15 protein-coding genes and 2 pseudogenes are annotated in these 16,209 nt (G+C 68.9%); 8 read left to right on the forward strand and 9 right to left on the reverse strand.

Annotated elements, in window-relative coordinates:
* A partial coding sequence (locus AB0I54_RS46795; RefSeq protein ID WP_363302513.1) for a transposase occupies nucleotides 1–842 on the reverse strand: 842 nt, incomplete at its 3' end.
* 27 nt (nucleotides 843–869) lie between these two features.
* Between AB0I54_RS46795 and tnpA the strand changes: the two genes are divergently transcribed.
* Complete coding sequence (tnpA, locus tag AB0I54_RS46800; RefSeq protein ID WP_363302514.1) at nucleotides 870–1,286, forward strand: IS200/IS605 family transposase; 417 nt, start codon at nucleotides 870–872, stop codon at nucleotides 1,284–1,286.
* 282 nt (nucleotides 1,287–1,568) lie between these two features.
* Here the strand turns inward: tnpA and AB0I54_RS46805 are convergent, their stop codons facing one another.
* Nucleotides 1,569–2,246 (reverse strand): DUF429 domain-containing protein, encoded by a 678-nt coding sequence (locus tag AB0I54_RS46805; protein WP_363302515.1) that lies wholly within the window; start codon nucleotides 2,244–2,246, stop codon nucleotides 1,569–1,571.
* Between the two features lie 403 nt (nucleotides 2,247–2,649).
* Between AB0I54_RS46805 and AB0I54_RS46810 the strand changes: the two genes are divergently transcribed.
* Nucleotides 2,650–2,958 carry a hypothetical protein gene (locus AB0I54_RS46810; protein WP_363302527.1) on the forward strand — a complete coding sequence of 103 codons (309 nt, stop codon included), beginning with the start codon at nucleotides 2,650–2,652 and terminating at the stop codon, nucleotides 2,956–2,958.
* Nucleotides 2,959–3,004: 46 nt separating this feature from the next.
* Here the strand turns inward: AB0I54_RS46810 and AB0I54_RS46815 are convergent.
* Nucleotides 3,005–3,115: pseudogene (locus tag AB0I54_RS46815) on the reverse strand (IS5/IS1182 family transposase); the annotation flags it as partial.
* Between the two features lie 139 nt (nucleotides 3,116–3,254).
* On the opposite strand from AB0I54_RS46815, the gene AB0I54_RS46820 reads away from it, so the two are divergent.
* The 3 genes from AB0I54_RS46820 to AB0I54_RS46830 all read left to right on the forward strand — a co-directional run bounded on the left by AB0I54_RS46820 (nucleotide 3,255) and on the right by AB0I54_RS46830 (nucleotide 6,369).
* Nucleotides 3,255–4,346 (forward strand): amidohydrolase family protein, encoded by a 1,092-nt coding sequence (locus tag AB0I54_RS46820; RefSeq protein WP_363302516.1) that lies wholly within the window; start codon nucleotides 3,255–3,257, stop codon nucleotides 4,344–4,346.
* A 447-nt stretch (nucleotides 4,347–4,793) separates the two neighbouring features.
* Nucleotides 4,794–5,372, forward strand: a complete 579-nt coding sequence (locus AB0I54_RS46825; protein ID WP_363302517.1) for a hypothetical protein — start codon at nucleotides 4,794–4,796, stop codon at nucleotides 5,370–5,372.
* Between the two features lie 169 nt (nucleotides 5,373–5,541).
* A complete protein-coding gene (locus AB0I54_RS46830; RefSeq protein ID WP_363302518.1) occupies nucleotides 5,542–6,369 on the forward strand; it encodes an alpha/beta fold hydrolase in 828 nt (275 codons plus the stop codon).
* Nucleotides 6,370–6,886: 517 nt separating this feature from the next.
* Here the strand turns inward: AB0I54_RS46830 and AB0I54_RS46835 are convergent.
* The 4 genes and pseudogenes from AB0I54_RS46835 to AB0I54_RS46850 form a co-directional block, all read right to left on the reverse strand.
* Nucleotides 6,887–7,249, reverse strand: coding sequence for a hypothetical protein (locus AB0I54_RS46835; RefSeq protein WP_363302519.1), 363 nt, complete (start codon nucleotides 7,247–7,249; stop codon nucleotides 6,887–6,889).
* Nucleotides 7,250–7,832: 583 nt separating this feature from the next.
* Nucleotides 7,833–8,438, reverse strand: coding sequence for a trypsin-like serine protease (locus AB0I54_RS46840; RefSeq protein WP_363302526.1), 606 nt, complete (start codon nucleotides 8,436–8,438; stop codon nucleotides 7,833–7,835).
* Nucleotides 8,390–8,653 (reverse strand): annotated as a pseudogene (locus tag AB0I54_RS46845) (trypsin-like serine protease); the annotation flags it as partial. The gene AB0I54_RS46840 and the pseudogene AB0I54_RS46845, both read right to left, overlap by 49 nt.
* Nucleotides 8,654–9,184: 531 nt before the next feature.
* On the reverse strand, nucleotides 9,185–10,096 hold the full coding sequence (locus AB0I54_RS46850; protein WP_363302520.1) for a hypothetical protein: 912 nt from the start codon (nucleotides 10,094–10,096) through the stop codon (nucleotides 9,185–9,187).
* Nucleotides 10,097–10,204: 108 nt separating this feature from the next.
* On the opposite strand from AB0I54_RS46850, the gene AB0I54_RS46855 reads away from it, so the two are divergent.
* Complete coding sequence (locus AB0I54_RS46855; protein WP_363302521.1) at nucleotides 10,205–10,645, forward strand: hypothetical protein; 441 nt, start codon at nucleotides 10,205–10,207, stop codon at nucleotides 10,643–10,645.
* Nucleotides 10,646–10,703: 58 nt separating this feature from the next.
* Here the strand turns inward: AB0I54_RS46855 and AB0I54_RS46860 are convergent, their stop codons facing one another.
* Together AB0I54_RS46860 and AB0I54_RS46865 are read right to left on the reverse strand one after the other, a co-directional pair.
* Nucleotides 10,704–13,124: a SpoIIE family protein phosphatase gene (locus AB0I54_RS46860; protein WP_363302522.1), complete on the reverse strand. Its 2,421-nt coding sequence runs from the start codon at nucleotides 13,122–13,124 to the stop codon at nucleotides 10,704–10,706.
* A gap of 68 nt (nucleotides 13,125–13,192) precedes the next feature.
* Entirely contained in the window at nucleotides 13,193–14,416 is a 1,224-nt protein-coding gene (locus AB0I54_RS46865; RefSeq protein WP_363302523.1) for a helix-turn-helix domain-containing protein, read from the reverse strand.
* A 225-nt stretch (nucleotides 14,417–14,641) separates the two neighbouring features.
* On the opposite strand from AB0I54_RS46865, the gene AB0I54_RS46870 reads away from it, so the two are divergent.
* Both AB0I54_RS46870 and AB0I54_RS46875 read left to right on the forward strand, forming a co-directional pair.
* Nucleotides 14,642–15,283, forward strand: coding sequence for a carboxymuconolactone decarboxylase family protein (locus AB0I54_RS46870; protein ID WP_363302524.1), 642 nt, complete (start codon nucleotides 14,642–14,644; stop codon nucleotides 15,281–15,283).
* On the forward strand, nucleotides 15,276–16,085 hold the full coding sequence (locus AB0I54_RS46875) for an SDR family oxidoreductase (RefSeq protein ID WP_363302525.1): 810 nt from the start codon (nucleotides 15,276–15,278) through the stop codon (nucleotides 16,083–16,085). Before AB0I54_RS46870 ends, AB0I54_RS46875 begins: the two co-directional genes overlap by 8 nt.
* Nucleotides 16,086–16,209: the final 124 nt, after the last annotated feature.

The following is a 16,209-nucleotide window of genomic DNA, read 5'->3' on the forward strand; positions in this document are numbered from 1 at the left end:
CCGGACACCGCGAGGTCTTCCACATACACCGCTTGGTTGTCGCGGATGATCTGCGTGGATGCCTTGTGGTGCCAGTCCCGGCGCCGGTCCGCCACCTTGGCATGCTGACGTGCGACCTTGATCCGGGCCTTGGCCCGGTTCTTCGAACCTTTCTGCTTGCGGGACAGCTCCCGCTGGAGCCGCTTGAGCTTCTTCTCGGCCCGGCGCAGGAAGCGGGGACTGTCGATCTTCCGCCCGTCGGACAGGACCGCGAAGGCGGACAGGCCGAGGTCGATACCGGCGTCGGTCTGAAGGCCAGGCAGGATGTCCGGCTCGGTGTCCACGACGAAGCTGAGGAAGTACCGGCCGGAGCTGTCCTTGGTGACGGTCAGGGACGTGGGTGCGGCCGGAAGTCGGCGGGACCACGTGACCTTGAGGTTGCCGACCTTGGCCACGTACACCGTGCCGTCGTCCTGGAGGGAGAAGGCGTTGGTGTTGAGGCGGATCGACTGCCGGGTGTCCTTCTTCGACTTGTAGCGGGGAGGGCCGACCTTCGGGCCCTGCCGCTTGCCCCTGACCGAGTCGAAGAAGTTCTTGTAGGCGGCATCGAGGTCGCGAAGGGACTGTTGCAGGACGACCGCTGAGACGTCGGCGAGCCAGGCGCGTTCCTCGCTGCACTTGGCCTGGGTGATGCGAAGCCGGGACAACTCCGCCGACGTCACGTACGGCAGCCCGGCCGCGTGCGCTTCCTTGCGGTCGCGCAGGCAGTCGTTCCACACCACGCGGGCGCACCCGAACGCACTCGCCAGCGCACGGCGCTGGGAGGCGTCCGGGTAGGCCCGGTAGTTGTAGCGCAGCTGCACGCCCAAGATCCTAGTCCGATTGACCTCATGGACGGGCAGAATGACTACAGGCATGGCAGACATGCCATTTCGGCGATGCACGTGCACTTGGTCTTCGTGACGAAGTGCCGGCGCGGAGTGTTCAACGAAGAGATGCTGACACGCTGCGAAGAGATCATGCGCAAGATGTGTGAGGACTTCGAAGCGGAGCTGAAGGAGATCAACGGCGAACGCGATCACGTCCACCTCCTGATCAACTACCCGCCCAAGGTCGCCGTCTCCAAACTGGTCAACAGCCTCAAGGGCGTCTCCGCCCGCCGGATACGGCAGGAGTTCACCGGCCGCATCAACCGCGCCGTCATGCACGGACACCTGTGGTCGCCCTCGTACTTCTCCGCGTCGTGCGGCGGAGCACCACTGGCGATCGTCCGCCAGTACATCGAACAGCAAAAACGCCCGCTCTAGAGTGCAGGTCACAGCAGTCCTGAGATGCATTCATCCCCGGCGTGAACGCCGGGGCTTTCTGTAAGAATCCCGGTAAGCCGACTTGAAGCTCAGGAGGCCGTCCCCGCCCACTCACCCCTGATAACAAGGGCCAACTCATCCAGACGGCCACCATCCGCCCCCCCCCAGCTGGACCAGCCCTTCACCGCTGGTCCCTGCGCAGGCTCGCCGCCTCCCTACCAAAATCACACGGCAGACTTCGACTTCCAAGGACTACACGAAAGGGCGGGATCCGACGGCTGGTCAGAATCGAATCTCGACAGCGCGGCCTTCCACGTCGAATTCGGGTACTTCGGGAACCCGGCCCGCGACCCCCCGTGCGATCCGGTGCGCCGACCAGGCCGCGACGGCGGCGTCGAGGACGTCGTCCGCGGAGATGCGATCCGCCTCACCGAGCGCGTCCGGGAGCACGATCCCGGCCTCGGCCAGCAGAGAGCGGCGCAGGTGCTGACCGCGCCAGGTCTTCTTGGCGTGAGTCAGCGTCACCCCGTCGGCCAAAGTGTGGAAGGACATCTCGGGGTGCACCTCATGGATCCGCTCATCGGCCAGCCAGCACGCCCGAGCCTCAACAAGCTTCGGGGTCAGCGCCCACGCCTGTTGGCTCAACCGATTACCGGTGAGCTCCTGGCACCGGTCAGCGGCGGCCGCGTAGTCCCGCTCCCGCCACGTCGGCCTTGGCGCTATGAGGAAGACACTGCTGCGCCGCACACCAAGAAGAGCCCTCGCCGCGAGGTCCGCGGCGCGCCAACCCTTCTCGACAAGGCCGAGCGGCATGTCCACCGCGATGACCCGCGCTCCGGCGGCACGCTCGATCAGTGTGTGGAGTCGGGCTTCCACCAGGCTGCACGCGTAGGCGCCGTCCGTGAGCCCGATACCGACCCAGCCCTGCTTGCCGCAGGCGTCGACTCCCACGACGTCCATTCCACACCTCCCTCGTGCTCCGGAACCGTCTCCGACGAACGGACCTCCACCCGCCGTAGCCGGGCCAGGGCCCTGCCACATAATCCTCGCATGTCCGAGACCCAGTCCCGATAGCGCGGGGATGCGCACTCTCGGAGTTGACGCGCAAGTACTCGGAAGTCCTTCGACAGGCGGCGGCATCGCCCCAGTCAGGCACCTGTTCGCTCTACCGCCCAGCGGAGCGGGACGACCTCGAAGCGGGGCACTCGCGGGGCGGTGTCCCCCCGGACGTGCCCAAGGTGCGGGAAAGTGTCGGCGGCGAAGGGCGAACAGGACAACGGCGCCGTCGCAGTCGCCCACGCTGGCCGGACCGACGCAGGCGACCAGTACAGGGCCCAGGGTGTCGACCAGCAGGCGGTGCTTGATGCCGCTGATCGGACTGGGGGACGCCGTCACCGGCGCTACGTGGCGGGTCGGCTCCGAATGCGCACTGGCGATCGCGGGGAGTGAGTTGTTCGCCGTGGGGCACATCGTCCGCGGCGCGCTTCAGGCCGCCGACACCGCGGGCCTTCTCGGGCTTCCCCTCGGTGTGATCGGCCTGGTAACCGCTGTCATGGCGTTGCGCAGGCCGATCGAGGGCAACGACGCCGAGCTCGCGCGGCTGGACCAGGACGCTCGCCCGGAACGTCAAGGCCGGCGGAGGCCGGGTACGGCGGCAGCTGCTCGGCGCTGACCCCAGACGCATCAGTCAGAAACCGTCCCACTCCTGCGGCGCTGTCGCGCACGAGCGGTTCGAGAGCCTGGCTGTCGTGATGGTGGGTGCAAGGGAGGCCGATGGAGACGGGCAATCTGGTCCGCTCGCCGATCAAGTGGATCTTCGATCCCTTCTGGGAGTTCGCAGGGTGACAATTCAGCGACTCCGGCGCGTCCGAACCACCTGTCGGGGCAGGGATGCGCACACTCTGCGGAGATGTGTCCGCATCTCCGCCGCCCATTCGCCTCGCGGAACGAGTCCTCCGGAGTAGCAGCGTGTCCCTCCCCCTACGCAAGCTCGCCGTCTTGGCGACCGCCGCCCTCGCCGCGATCGCGGTCGCCGCGTCTCCCGCCGGTGTCGGCCATGCGCTCGCCGAGGAAGCCTGCTTCGACCGCACGACGCGGCCGTACACCTCCGTCGTCGACAGCCATCTGCACTTCCGCCCGTTCGGCGGCAAGGCCATCCCCTTCGACGAGGTCAACGAATACTTGCGCAAGAGCGGTGTGCGCTACGTCAACGTCTTCGGCATCGGCCAGAAGCTCCCGGCCGGCTCCGACTGCACCTACTACCTGGACTGCCCCGGCACGCCGGTCCTGCCCAGCGTCAAGAACGACATCGTCAACGGGGAGAGCTACGCCGAGTCCAAGCCCACCGACCCGCACCTGACGCTGTCGATGACCTCCCTCGACGTCGCCAACCCCGAAACCGTTCCCGGCGACATCGCCCTGTACGACAAGGAGTTCCCCGGCCTGTTCCGCTGGGCCGGCGAGGTCAACCTCATCAAGGTGGCCCTCCTGCCCAACCACCACGATCCCGCGACGCTGGAGGACATCCGCCATTGGGCGCCGTTCATGCGCGAGCTGGAAAAGCGCGGCATCCCCATCACCATCCACGCCGACCTCGGAACCGACGCCGAGCCCACCAAGTACCTGTACCTGTTCCGTGAGGCACTCACCCGCTACCCCCGGAACAAGATCGTCTGGGCACACATGGGCCTTTCCAAGGAACTGTCCACCATGGATCCGGCCCGCCATATTTCCATCGTCCGCCAGCTCCTCGATCGGCACCCGAACCTGACCCTCGACCTGAGCTGGCGTGTCCTGGAGGACCAGTACTTCAGCAAGCCCGGAGTCCGCGAGCAGTACGCCGCCCTACTCGACGCCCACCCCACACGCGCCATCCCCGGCACCGACTTCGTCGCGTCCCGCAACAAGGACTACGCCGTCTACAAGGAGGAACTGGAAGTTACGAGCCGCATCAACAAGTCTCTCGGCGACGAGGCTTTCCGCGACATCGCGCTTGGCGAGAACTACTTCCGGCTCCTACGGCTCAACGCCACGGCACCCGAGATCTGCGCCACCAATTGACGTGCTCCCCGGCCTGAAGGACCCCGTTGCTGATCTCTCAATCTGCCCTCGTGCGAGTGCGAGTGCGAGTGCGGGTCGGTGGGGAGGATGGGTTGGTTGGCGGTGATGTTCCGGTGTCGTTGGAATCATGGTCGGGCGGAGACGTCCCGGAGTTGACCCGGCGGGTGCCTCGTGTGGCTTTCCCGAAAGGGTCGTTAGCCATCCGGCTGCACGACAGTCTGGGGCGGGTACTCGATGACGCCCTGCTGCCCTGTCTGGCGCGCTGGCGATGGTGTCGGTGATGTAGTTCGCCGAGAGGCTGGCCGACCGACAGGGCGCCGAGGCGGTGAGGGCTCGCATCAACTGGAAATACCTCCTGGGTCTGGAGCTGGAGGCAGCGGCTTCGATTACTCGCTATTGGCCCGGTTCCGGGCCGGGCTGATTGCGCACGGCTTGGAAGAACGCGGCTTGGAGGCAGTATTGAAGGCCGCCGTGGCCCAGGGGTTGCTGCTTCAGGGAGGGCGGCAGCGCACCGACTCCACCCGGGTGGTCGCCGACGTGCGCCTGCTGCACAGGATGGAGTTCGCCGCCGAGTCCCTAGGTTCCGCACTGGAGGCGCTGGCCGCAGCCGCTCCGGACTGGCTGGAGCAGGCCCTGGCGGAGCGGGACACGGACTGGCTCGGCCGATACGGAGAGCGCGTGGACTCCAGGCACGGGCCTGCCTGCCGACCAAGACACGAGACGTGGCTGTGGCGGGTGGGAGAGGACGGCTTCCACCTGCTGACGGCTGTCTGGCGGCCCGACGCCCCAAACCGGCTGCGCCGCATCCCCGCCCTGGAGACTCTGCGCCGGGCCTGGGCGCAGTGCAGCAGTACCACCGCGACCAGGCAGGAGTGCGGGCCCGCGAGGGCGATGACCTGCCCAGGGCACCAGCGGCTGGCCAGCCCCTACGACACCCGTGCCCGGTGCTGCACCAAGCGGACCACCGGCTGGGTCGGCTACTGCCTGCACATCACCGAGACGTGCGACGACGACGTGCCCGGCTGATCACAGATGTCGCCACCACCAGCGCCGCCGAGGGGACCGCTGGATAACGGATGGGATTCGGCCACTGGCCGAACCCTTGACTCACCCTTACTCGGAGGTAAGTATTCCGGTTTTACCGGTCGCCATTGCCGAACACCGGTCGGTCGCAGCCGAGCATGAAAGGGACATCATGCGCGCACGACGCACAAAACGAACAGCCCGCCTCCTCGCCGTCACCGCCGCAGCGGCGCTCTGCACCCTCGGCCTCACGGCCCCCGCGGGCGCCGCCGACACCCCGCCGCCGGGCGCCAACAACTGGTCGTGCAAGCCGGACTCCGCGCACCCGCAGCCCGTGGTCCTGGTCAACGGCACCTTCAAGACCTCCTACGAGAACTGGCTGACCCTGTCGCCCGCGCTCGTGGACGCCGGCTACTGCGTCTTCTCCTTCGAGTACGGCGGACTGGAAACCGCCCCGGTCCCGGACTCGGCGGCCGAACTGCGTGACTTCGTGAACGCCGTGCTCGGCGCGACCGGCGCCAAGAAAGTCGACATCGTAGGCCACAGCCAGGGCGGCATGATGCCCCGCTACTACGTGAAGTTCCTCGGCGGCGCCACCAAGGTCGACGACCTCGTTGGCATCGTGCCCTCCAACCACGGCACCAGCAACCCGCTGGCCCTCGCGGCCGGGGCCACCGTCTGCCCCTCCTGCGTCGACCAGACCGCCGGCTCCGACTTCCTGCAGAAGCTCAACTCCGCCCCGGAGGCCCCGGTCGGCCCCGACTACACAGCCATCGCCACCAAGTACGACGAAGTCGTGCTGCCGTACACCAGCGCCTTCCTCAAGGGCCCGGACTCGTACGTGACCAATGTGCTGCTCCAGGACCGCTGCCCGTTCGACACGACCGAGCACGACCAGGCACCCAAGTCCCCGCTGGTCGAGCAGTGGGTGCTCAACGCCCTCGAGCGGAACGGCCCAGCAGATCCGGCCTTCGTGCCGCGCTGCGTCAACGCGGGCTGAACCATACAGGGCTGGGAGATAGGGCGGCCGGAAGGTCCTCCTCCCGCCCGACGACTCGATCACATTAGTGATCCTGGTCACCAGTCCGGAGCGGTGAAGATGCAGGCCGATCTTGTTGGCGACCTTCGTCTCGACCGTCTCCGCGGCCTTGGCGATGAACGGCCTCGCCTTGCGCAGGAAGGTCTTTCCGGCACTGGTTTTCAGGAACTTCATGGTCGCGTGCCCCAGCACTCCGCCGGCGAAGGCCGCGTAGACGAAGTTGGTGATCGCCTCGCCCCAGGTGAAGCCGCGGTCCCAGCGTGTTTCCACGGAGCACGACACCGCGGAGGAGAGTGCCGAGACTATCGCGCTGCCCAGGGCGAAGACCGCGGTAACCACGGCGCCGCAGACGACCTCGCCGACAGGTGGTCGCGCCCAGGGCGCCGACCACCTCGGGGCGGCCCTGACAGGTGCCTGTGGGCGACGGCGGTCGCGGTTGCGGCCGAGGCGAGATCTCCCGCAGCCAGTCGTTCTCGTTTCAGATGGGCAGCGCCCCGTAGAGCAGCGCACCGATGGCGGCGAAGCCGTAGTCGGCCCAGTTCGGCCATCTGCGGATGCGTCCCGAGACGGTGTAGTGGAGTGCTGATGCAGCCATTGCAGGCCACAGAGAGAACGCCACCGCGCTGAAGGAGAGTCGGTCTGCGGCGAGTGCGGCTGCGGCGTAGGCGAGCGCCGCCACGGCGACTGCTGCCGGGAAGGGGGCGGTGAAGGGATCCCAGGCAGACGACGTGCCCTGGCGCTTTGTTCGGGCGGAAGTCACAACCGGGGTGATCACGGACGCACCGGCGGCGATTGTCCAGATCAGCTCGGGTACAACCAGCAGGGGTGTGGGTGAAGTCATGTGAGGGAGTCCGTTTGAACACCTTGCTCCGGCGGGTGTTCCGGCCGGAGCAAGGGTGATGTCAGTTCGAGCGGACTGGGCTCGGGTGCCGCCGACATGCAGTGCCGGCGATACCGGTGTCTACCGCTTCGCCTTCACGCACTTGTCGTAGCCGCTGTCGAGGCCCAAGATCGTGGCGGCGGAGAGGAGCATCGTCGCCAGGCGTTCCATCTTCAGATATCTGCTGCCCGCACTCATCACGCGGGTGATCGCAGCCCTGATACACCGTCCCATCTCCGGATGACCCGCCAGATCCTGCGGATCGTGGTGACTACGAGCTTCCGAGCAGCCAGAGGATGGCGCCCACGCAGACGGTGATCCTCCAGGCTCTGCCCCAGGAGAACCATCTGCCCTGGCAGCCACCGTCCGCTCCACAGTCACCGCCACCCTACCGACGGCGCCCTCCGCGCCAGAGGACTCCCACGCAGCGCATTGTTGCGGTGGCACTGGCTGGCCCACAGCGACGATCAGTCGGGTGCCGGCATAGACGCCGCTCGTACAGCAGGGCTCGGATGACGTGACGGCGTCGGCGGCCGGTGGGTTCTCATGTTTCCCGGGCGATCCAGTGTCGCAGCGAGGCCACCCGTACGTAGACGCCCACATCGTCGGTGCGGCAACTGGGGCCCCAGCTGACCAGTCCGACTACGGTGCCGCACGCGTCGGTGTCGAACACCGGGCTGCCCGAGTCCCCGGTGCAGGTGTTCCGCTTGGCGTCGGCGTCCGGTACCGCGCACAGTTGCCCCTCGGGGTAGGGGGTGAGACCGAGACTACGCTGAGCTGCCGAGCAGTACTGCTGGGCCACGAAACGAAGGGGCACGCTGGTGCGCCGGCACGGTGCCACGCCTCCGTAGCCGTCTCGTCCCCAGCCGAAGGCCGTTCCCCGGGCGGGCGTGCTGCCGTGGCGAGAGGGCAGCGCGGCCGGGGGCGTACGCGTCCTGCTGGACAGGACCAGCAGGGCCGCGTCCGGGGTGCCGCTCGTGGTGCGCGGTGCGAGAAGGGTCCGTACGACGCGGAGGCGCCGCCCCTGAACAGGGGCCCCGCGGCAGAGGTCGTCGGCTCCGACGACGGCGTCGACCGAGCCGGGGCGGCGGTGCGGACACAGTGGGCGGCGGTGAGAACGAGGTCGTGCGTGACCAGGACGCCGCCGCAGAACTGGCCATTGAAGAGGTTGTCCCGGGGGGACGAGGAATTCACCAGGGCCACGACAACAGTCTCCTGCGGCGTGGGCACGGCCGGGCTGCCGACGGGAGGCGCGGAGCCCCCCGCCAGCAGCCCGACCACAAGGACCACCCAGGCCGCGAGACGCGGGTGGGTCAGCACTGCGCCTTCTTCGTCTCGACGATGAGGCTGGTGATGTTGTGCCACCGGTACTTTGGCCGACGTGGTAGTCGACGATCACACCGGTCATGCGGGCCTTCGCACGGCCGGCCACGCGAACGGCCACGACCAGGTTCTGGGTGTGTGCCGTGGTGTTCGCCTGGGGAGCGATCGTCGCTCCGACAGCGGAGGTCCGGTGGTCCCATGCGGACCCCACCGCGTCCCGGAATGTCTTCGTCGGTGGATAGTGGTTGTCGTACCCGATGAAGGTGTTGCGGGTGGGCAGCAGGAGGGCGTCGACCAAGCGCAGGCCCTTGGGGTCGAGCAGGGCGACCTTGTCGACGACCACCTTCGCGTGACCGTAGTTGTGCAGTTCGTCGCCGCCGAAGGTCAGCGTCGTGCCCGGCTTGGCGGGCATGCACATATTGGCCGAGCCCGCCTTGTCCCAGTCCGGACCGTCCAGTGGGCCTCCGCCCGCCGGTGCCGCGGCCGTCGAGCAGCCGAGGACGGTGCTCAGTGCGACGGCCGATGCTAGGACGGACAGAATGTTGCGGCAGGAACCCTGGGATGCCATGTGTCTTATGGGATGTAGCCGTTGCTGCTCGTCGCGACGAAGTTGTACGGGTGGCTGCCGCCCGGGGGGCCGCCCGTACCGCACATGTAGCGGGTGGCACTGAACGAGTACACCACTGTGGTATCCGTCGAATATCCGGTCTCCGCCGACAGGTTGAGCCCGATCGCGTCGGCGGTGCTCGCCCCGTCCGTCCACATGATGGCCTTGGACGTGGTCCGGGTGAACTTGCCGCCCTTGAGGTACTGCGCGCAGTGCGTTGCCTTGGGGATGCGGGCGGTGGTCACCTTTTCACCGCCGTAGTAGCCCTTGGCCCGCACCTCGCAGTAGTCCTCGTTGTTGTATTTTCCGTTCGCGCAGATGACGTGGTACTTGCCGTCACTGAACTCGGTCTTGTAGTAGACCCCGTGGTGGTTGCCGTAGGACGGGTAGTCGTTGGTGACGGTGCTGGACTTGGAGTTCGTCCCGCTCGCCTCGAAGGTGCCGTAGGTGCCAGTGCCCGAGATGCCGACGCCCAGCGTGCTGGAGGCGCTCTTGCTGTAGGACAGGGTGTGTGACACTCCCGTGGTGGCGCTGTAGGTCTGGCCCACGATGACCCACTTGGGACCGAGGTTCTTCACCAGTTGAGCGCTGCAGCCCTTGGTCACGCCCGCGTCGTAGTCGGCGCCGGTGTCATCCGGGTCTGCGCTGCCGGGGCTGTCCGCGACGGACACCGGGGTGGCATCCGTCTCGTCCGTCACTGCGGTGGAGTCGGCTGCGGCCGTCGAGACCGACAGACTCTGCAGGGCGAGCGTGGCGGTCACCGGCGCTGTCTCGGCACTCGTGGTCTCCGCCGCGGAGTCCGTGCTCGCATACGCGTCGATGGTGGGGTTCCCCGCGGTGACCGCGGCCAGATAGGCCGAGCCGCTGGACGACGTCAAGGCGCTGACGAGCTTGCGCGGGAAGCTGAAGTTGGCCTGGGTCGTGCCTGGGTAGGCGACAGTCTCGAAGTTGACGAGCCCGTCGCTGCCCGCCTGTGGGAGATGACGGTGGCGGTGTGGACAAGCGTGGCCGTGGGAACCGTTGCCATCGGGCTCTCCACCCTGGTCCAGAGCTGGAACGTCGGCGTGCTGACCACGCTGGCCATCTGCATAGGGGCATCAGCGGTGGCACCCGCGCTCACCTACTCCCTGTTCTGGCGAGGATTCACACGCACCGGCCTGCTCGCTACCCTCTACGGCGGCGCGGCCTGCGCACTGCTGCTCATGGCACTCTCCAAGGCCGTTTCGGGCACGCCGGCCGCCGTCTTCCCGAACGACGACTTCCACCTGTTCCCCATGCAGTCCACCGGACTGGTCTCCATCCCATTCGGCTGCCTGGCGGGGTGGCTGGGGAGCCGTTGGGACCACCGGCGCCGCCCGGCCGACAACCGCGAGAACGAACGACTGTACGAGGAGAGCGAGGCCCGGCTGCTCGCCGCGGCCGAATGATCATGCCGGCGGAGGCGGGCCGGGCCGACTCCCGGCCCGCCTGCATGGCCCGAGACGGTCAGGGCAGCGTGCCGGTCAGTGGTTGTTCGGTCCACACGGTCTTGCCCTCACGGGTGTAGCGAGTACCCCAGCGTTCGGTCATCTGAGCCACCAGGAACAGCCCGCGCCCGCCCTCGTCGGTGATACGGGCGCGGCGCAGGTGTGGTGAGGTGTGGCTGGTGTCGCTGACCTCGCACACCAGGCTCCGCTCACGGATCAGCCGCAGGGTCGCAGGGCCGCTGGCGTACCGGTAGACGTTGGTGACCAGTTCGCTGGCGATCAGCTCGGTGGTGAACGCCAAGTGCTGCAGACCCCATTCGGTCAGCTTTGCCGTGGTCAATTCCCTGGCCCGGGCCGCGCTGGCAGGCTCCAGCGGCAGACGCCAGGAAGCGACATCGTCCGGTGGCAGTATGCGGGTGCGGGCGATCAGCAGAGCGACGTCATCGCTGGGGCGCGAGGGCACGAGCGAGTCGACCACCGCCTGGCATGTCCGTTCCAGGGCGTCCGTGGGGCGGGTGAGCGCTGCGCGCAGCTTGTTCAGCGCGGTGTCGGCAGCGATGTGGCGTTCGCCGATGAGTCCGTTGGTGTACAAGCACAGCAGACTTCCCTCGGCCAGTTCGATCTCCCGGGCCTCGAACGGCAGGCCGCCCAGGCCGAGCGGTGGGCCGGCGGGCAGGTCGAGCGGAGTCACCTGTCCGTCCGGTGCGGTCACGACCGGCGGCGGGTGACCGGCGCGGGCCACGGAGCAGCGCCCGGAGACCGGGTCGTACACGGCGTACAGGCAGGTGGCGCCGACGACCTGCTCGCCCACGGGCCGCTCGCCGGCTGCTTCCTGTTCGGCCGCCAGCAGGTTGACCAGGTCGTCCAGGCGGGAGAGGACCTCGTCCGGTTCCAGGTCGAGGCTGGCGAGCGTGTGTACGGCGGTGCGCAGCCGGCCCATGGTCGCGGCGGCGTGGATGCCGCGACCCACCACGTCGCCGACGACGAGGGCAACCCGGGCCCCGGACAGGGGAATGACGTCGAACCAGTCGCCGCCCAGGCCCGGGGCCGCGCTTGACGGCAGATACCGCAGGGCCACCTCCACGGCCGACTGGTCCGGAACCGCCCGCGGCAAAAGGCTGCTTTGCAGGGTGAACGCGGTCTGCTGCTGCTGGGTGAAGCGACGGGCGTTGTCGATGGCGACCGCTGCGCGCGAGGCGAGTTCCTGGGCGAGGGTGAGATCGTCCGCCTCGAAGGGATCGGGGCGGCGCGAACGCCACAGGGTCAGCACGCCCAGCACCATGCCACGTGCGGCAAGAGGTACCACGATCAGCGAGTGGACGCCCACGTCCGGAGCGTGGGCCCCCTGGTGGCCCTCCGGGGAGAACCAGTCGGGCGGGAGAATCGGTTCCAGGACGGGCCGCCCTTCGGCCAGGCATGAGGCCTGGGGTGTGTCGGGCCCGAACTCAACGGGTTCGCCCTGGGGGTGGGGCGGGCCGGGTTGCTGGGCACCGACGCTGCAGGCTCCCAGTCGGACCAGAGGCCCGGCCAGGGCGCGCGTCGGTTCCTCACCGCGCGTCACCGGCTGAAGCACGTCCACCGACGCATGGTCGGCGAGGTGAGGCACCATCACTTCAGCGAGTTCCCGGGCGGTCTCCGCCACGTCGAGGGTGGTTCCGATACGGCTGCCGGCCTGGTCGAGGAGCGCGAGCCGACGCTGGGCCCGATGGCGTTCAGTGATGTCCTCAATCATCTCGGCCACGCCCAGGATGCGGCCGGAGGGGTCCTCCAGCCGGAAGGACGAGACCATCGCGACCCGCTCGCGTGTCGGATCCCACTCCAGGCGAGCGAGCTGCTCGGAGTAGACCAACGGTTTTCCGGTCTCCATCACCTGGCGCACACGGTCCACAGCCTTGCGTGCGTCGTCAGGGAGGAGGAAATATCCGGTGGGCAGCCCCTTAAAGCCCGCTGCCGGGACGCCGCTGAAGCGTTCGATGGCCCGGTTGACCCGGAGAATCCTCAGGTCGGGGCCGTGGACGACCAGGCCGATCGGGCAGCGGCGGTACAAGCCGTCGAGAACCGCGCGGTCTCTTTGCCACTCCAGGACGTCAACCGCGGGTGCGGTGGCAAGGATCCACTCACGGACCCGGTCGTCGCGTGAGAGCGCGCGGGCCCTGATTCCCATCTCCACGAGCCGCCCGTCGCCGTGCCGCACCCTCAGCACCCCGGACCAACCGCCGGCTCTCCTGCACTTCTCGGCTGCTTCCCGGACAGCCGGCAGATCGCCGGGATCGACCAGGACCTCGTATGCCCGACGACCGATCACCTCTGCGTCCAGACGACCGAGCAGTTCCTGCGCCCGCCGGTTCCATCCGACCACGACGCCCCGGTCGTCCAGCACCGCCAAGGCGGCGAGGTGCAGCGCGAACGGATCGTCGTGGCCTTCGCTGAGCTCCGTCATCCGCCTCTCCACCGCTGGACACCGCTCGGAGTTCCCCCGTGCAGGCTGACCTGCTATGCCGTGCAAGCCTATTGAAACCCGGTGGGAGCCGCGGCCTCGCCCGCCGCGCCATGAGCGGGTCCCGCATGGTCTCGCGGCGGTGTCCGCAGCTCGCGTGCCGCCAAGGCCCAGCTGAGTTCCACGGCGGTGTCCGGAGCGTCCAGGCTGGTGCCGGTGAGCTCCTCGAAACGACGCAGCCGGTAGCGGACGGTGTTGACATGGACGTGTGCGCTGCGAGCGACTTCACGGATGTGCCGTCCGCGCTCCAGGTATCCCCGCACCGACTCCTCGATGAGCGCACCGAACGCCCCCTCCGCCTCCAGTGGGCGCAGATAGCGGTCGAGCAGCAACTCGGCGAGTTCCGGTTCGGCGACGACCGCCACGCGCCACGACAGGTCGCTCAGGTCGTACACGCCGCGCAGACCGTACGCACGGGCGGCCTGCAGCAGCCTGCCGGCGGCGCGGAAGGAGCGGTGCACCGCGGCCAGGTCCGTCGGCGGGCCCAGCCCCGCCGTCACCTCCAGGTCACCGGTCTCCGGCTTTGCCTCCACGACCCCGGCGACAGCCTCGTCCAGAACGGTGAGCAGCGCGCTTCGCCCGTTCCTGCGGCCGTGGGACTCCAGAGAGCGTTCCAGCGCATCCGGATCCATGGTGCCGTTCGGTACAGCCGTGACGGCCCGGTACGCCCGCGACGGGTCCAGTCCGTAGATCGCCGCACCGCTGTGGATCTCTGCCGCGCTCAGCGTCCCGTAGAGCAGTCCACGCAGGAAGTCGGCGCGGCGGCGGGCGTCGGACAGGGCGGAGGCGACCTCCGCCTGCCGGTGGACGGCGGCGATCTGCAGACTCGCGACGTCCGCGAGCTCCCACAGGCATTTGGTGCGGTTGACGACGAGGCTGGGGTCCAGCCCGCGTTCGGTCGCCTCGGCGATGAACAGATCCCGTATCGCGCTCAGCGCACGGCGGAAGGCGCGGAGCCCGTCGCCGAGGGGCACGCCCCGGGCGGCCCGGTCCCGGGCCACATCGGCTTCGTCGAAGTCCTCCGGCGCGGGCACCGTCCCCTCTCTCACCACCTCGAGAGCCCGCTGGAAGTGCCGATGCCAGATCCGGTCCAGGAGTTCCCGAGGAATCGTGCGGTAGGACGGGATGTGGTCCGCCAGATCCGTGTGCAACCGCCCGCCCACGTGGGTCTGCTGCGCGACCATCGCGGCGATGACCCGTTCGAGGGGCGCCGCCGCGCCCGACTGCCCGCCCATGGTCCTCGTCTCCGCCCCTCGAACACCGTCCGTTGTGCAACGGAACAATATGCAGCCCTCCGGCCTTGGCCGGGGAGCCGTCGACAATCCGCCGCCCCCGAAAGCACAGTGGCAAGGCGGCAAAGGGTGCCCGTATCGACGCGCCCGCGACGAGGCGCCGATCGACCGTGCCAAGTGCCGCCCTCGTGCCACCGCCCCACCCCGACGAAGAGTGCGGAGACCACCATGACCGACGAACACCGTCACCGCCCCCACCGCGCCGCCCCGGACACCGGCCCACGCCTCGCACCGCTGCCCGAGGACGGTTGGGACCCGGCCACCCGGGAGCTCCTGGCCGGCATCCCCCGGGACGCCGACGGCCACCTCGCCAACGTCTTCACCACCTTGGTGCGCCACCCCGGCCTCTTCCGGCACTTCCTGCCGTTCGGCAGCCATCTGCTGCGCGACGGCCGCCTTTCGGACCGGACCCGGGAACTGCTGATCCTGCGCACTGCGTACAACACCGGGGCGAGTTACGAATGGGGGCGACACGTACCGCTGGCCAGGGCCGCCGGGGTCACCAACGAGGAGATCCGGCGGGTCGGCGCGGGCCCGGACGCCCAGGGCTGGACGGCGGCCGACGCCCGTCTGCTGCGCGCCGCCGACGAACTGCACCGAGACGCACGTCTGTCCGCGGCCACCTGGTCCGCACTCGCCGCCGATCACGACGAGGCGCAGCTGATCGAAGTCACCATGCTCGTCGGTCAGTACCACATGGTCGCGTTCTTCCTGAACTCCGCCGGGACCCGGCTCGAGCCCGGCTACGAGACGGAGACTCTGCCCGGGGCCGATGCGGAGGCGGAGGAAGGGACACACACCGATGCCTGAGGCCCGGCGCCACGCCGCCCACCCGGTCGGCCTCCTGACCGGCCGTAACGTACTGGTCATCGGCGCGGGCACCCGACCCAGCGACGATCCGACGGCTCCGGTGGGCAACGGGCGGGCGGTTGCCGTGCTCGCCGCTCGCGAGGGAGCGTCCGTGGCCTGCGCCGACGTCTCCCCCTCCGCCGCGGCGACCACCGCCGCCCTTGTCGGTGAAGAGGGCGCCCGTGGCCTCCACGTGGTCGGTGACGCCACGGATCCCGGCCAGTCCTCGGCCATGGTCGCCCAGGCCCTTCGTGAACTCGGCGCCCTCGACGCGATCGTGGTCAACGTCGGCATCGGCCTCGGCGCGGGCCTGGCGGAGACCTCGCCGCAGCAGTGGGAACGCGTGCTCTCGCTCAACCTGAGCGCCCCCTTCCTCGCCGCCAAGTACGGACTGCCCGTGATCGCCGACGGAGGATCGATCGTCTTCGTCGGTTCCGTGGCCGGACTGCGCGCGGCCACCAACTCGCCCGCCTACGACAGTTCCAAGGCAGGCCTGTTCGGTCTCACCCGCCATGTCGCCAAGGAGGGCGCGCCGCGCGGGATCCGCGCCAACCTGGTCGTCCCCGGCCTGATCGACACCCCGATGGGCCGCGAGGCTTCGGCCCGGCGGGCGTCACGTTCCACCTCGTTCACCCGGATACCGCTCGGCCGCCAGGGCACGGCCTGGGAGGTGGCCGAAGCCGTCGCCTTCCTGCTCTCCGACCGCGCGTCCTACATCACCGGGCAGAGCCTGGTGGTGGACGGAGGGCTGAACGCCGTCTGAGCACCTGGGCGCCTGTCCGCACGGTGCCGACGGGGCGGGGGGGGGGCCGGGGGGGGGGGGCAAGAACCGGACCCCCCCCCCCCGCGCACGAGGTCAGCGGGCCCCAAACCATTCGGGGGGTGAA

This window comes from Streptomyces sp. NPDC050625 (assembly GCF_040654755.1).
GTDB lineage: Bacteria > Actinomycetota > Actinomycetes > Streptomycetales > Streptomycetaceae > Streptomyces.

Coding starts and splice junctions, on each gene's coding strand:
- tnpA (WP_363302514.1), top strand. CDS start 870: ATGGACGGGCAGAATGACTACAGGCATGGCAGACATGCCATTTCGGCG.
- AB0I54_RS46805 (WP_363302515.1), bottom strand. CDS start 2,246: ATGGACGTCGTGGGAGTCGACGCCTGCGGCAAGCAGGGCTGGGTCGGT.
- AB0I54_RS46810 (WP_363302527.1), top strand. CDS start 2,650: ATGCCGCTGATCGGACTGGGGGACGCCGTCACCGGCGCTACGTGGCGG.
- AB0I54_RS46830 (WP_363302518.1), top strand. CDS start 5,542: ATGCGCGCACGACGCACAAAACGAACAGCCCGCCTCCTCGCCGTCACC.
- AB0I54_RS46835 (WP_363302519.1), bottom strand. CDS start 7,249: ATGACTTCACCCACACCCCTGCTGGTTGTACCCGAGCTGATCTGGACA.
- AB0I54_RS46860 (WP_363302522.1), bottom strand. CDS start 13,124: ATGACGGAGCTCAGCGAAGGCCACGACGATCCGTTCGCGCTGCACCTC.
- AB0I54_RS46865 (WP_363302523.1), bottom strand. CDS start 14,416: ATGGGCGGGCAGTCGGGCGCGGCGGCGCCCCTCGAACGGGTCATCGCC.
- AB0I54_RS46870 (WP_363302524.1), top strand. CDS start 14,642: ATGACCGACGAACACCGTCACCGCCCCCACCGCGCCGCCCCGGACACC.
- AB0I54_RS46875 (WP_363302525.1), top strand. CDS start 15,276: ATGCCTGAGGCCCGGCGCCACGCCGCCCACCCGGTCGGCCTCCTGACC.